The 1,720-nt window shown below is 65.5% G+C and carries 2 protein-coding genes; both read left to right on the top strand.

What is annotated here, in order from left to right; translation table 11 throughout:
- Positions 1 to 926 (top strand): phosphoadenosine phosphosulfate reductase domain-containing protein (locus LH128_RS29580; RefSeq protein WP_008833383.1); only part of this gene is annotated, 926 nt, incomplete at its 5' end.
- 22 nt (positions 927 to 948) lie between these two features.
- A partial coding sequence (locus LH128_RS34105) for a hypothetical protein (protein ID WP_008833384.1) occupies positions 949 to 1,720 on the top strand: 772 nt, incomplete at its 3' end.

Here is a 1,720-nt window from a genome sequence, read left to right on the forward strand (position 1 = left end):
TCCATGCCGACCTCGGCCGCGCCGAATGGGACAGCACCCCTGCCATGGTCGAAAGGCTCGCAGCGCTTGCGGATCTACCACTGTGCGTCGTGCGCCGTAATGCCGGCGACCTGTTCGACCGCTGGGCACAGCGCTTCGAGAACGGCAAGCGCCGCTACGAGGCCCTCGAAACCTACAACCTGATCGGTCCATGGTCCTCGGCTTCGCTGCGCTTCTGCACCTCCGAGGCCAAGGCCCATGTCATCGGCCCGCACCTGGCGCGCACACTGCGCGGCGAGACCATCATCAACGTCCTTGGCATCCGCCGTGATGAAAGCACCGCGCGGTCCAAAGCCCCGGAATGGAAGGCTGACACGCGCTACGCCGGTGCCGGCAATGCCCATGGCACGCGCATGATGCTCTGGCATCCCATCGTCGAATGGACGACGGCCGAAGTCTTCGCCGCACACCGCCATCTCGGCATCCCGCTTCACGAAGCCTATACCTGCTACTCCAGTTCGCGGCTTTCCTGCCGATTCTGCGTGCTGCAGTCGATCGCCGACGCCCGCGCATCGGCCAACGCTCCCGCCAACCACGATGCACTGATCCACCTGTGCGACCTCGAGGCGACGTCCACGTTCTCGTTTCAGCCAGCGCGCTGGCTTGCGGACACCGCACCTGATCTCTTGCCGCCCGACCTGCAGATCCGCATCGCGGCCGCCAAGATCGACGCGCAGCGGCGCCGCGAGGCCGAGGGCGCGATGCCCAAGGGTCTGCGATACGTCAGGGGGTGGCCGCCGCGCCTGCCGACATTGCCCGAGGCCGCGGCCATTGCCGAGGCCCGCGCGCCGATCCTCGCGCGCCACCAGCTTGCCAACCGCTTTCCGACTGCCCGCGCCGTGCGGGACCGCTTTGCCGACCTCATCGCCCAGCGCCGCGCCGCCTGACCGACAGCAATAGGAGACTGCCATGACCGCTTCCACGGACCATCCCGTCATGTCCCAGGCCGAGGCCGTCGCGCTCGGCTTTGCGGGCTTCAACGACGTGCCGCACAAGCCCATCGACGTTCCCGATGGCGAATACACCATCACTGCCCGAACGAGCGACGGCCGCCGTGTGACCTTCTGCTTCCTGCCCGATCGCGAACGAAGCCCGGCAGGATTCGTAGATATTCAGTACCATGATGCCGGGACGAAGTGCGCCAATGCCAATGGCGGACATTCGCCCACCTTCAACGCATTCGGCATCGGGCGGGATGGCCGCCATATCCTCGATTCCCGCCCTCTGGATGAAGCGGATCGCCCCTCCATTCTCGTGCTGATGCTCGACAAGGCCGAGCCAAAGTCCTCGCCCCGCGCAAAAGCGCGCGACGCAGGCGGGCGCCGCGAAGTCTCATGGTCGTTCGGCGAAGGCACGATCTTCCCCGGCTACACCGATGACCGTGAATGGAACGGCTTCCTCAACATCAGCGTGGCCGAACATACCTGGCCGCATGTTCGCGCCGAACTGCTTTGGAGTGCCGACGGCGACCGCGAGTTGATCGCATCAGTCAAGGCGCTGAAGGCCGAGGGTGGCTTTGTGTCGCTCGCCTTCGGCTACACCACACAGGAAGTCGAAACCCGGTGGGCTTTGCAATTCCCCGACTATCCCATTGCCTGCATGCCGCCCATTCCGGGAAACTGGACGGACAAAAGCTGGCGCAACGACACCAAGCCCAGCTTCGAAGTCTGCACCGGGCCGA

The sequence above is a fragment of the Sphingomonas sp. LH128 genome (assembly GCF_000293195.2).
In the GTDB taxonomy this organism is placed as follows: domain Bacteria; phylum Pseudomonadota; class Alphaproteobacteria; order Sphingomonadales; family Sphingomonadaceae; genus Novosphingobium; species Novosphingobium resinovorum_A.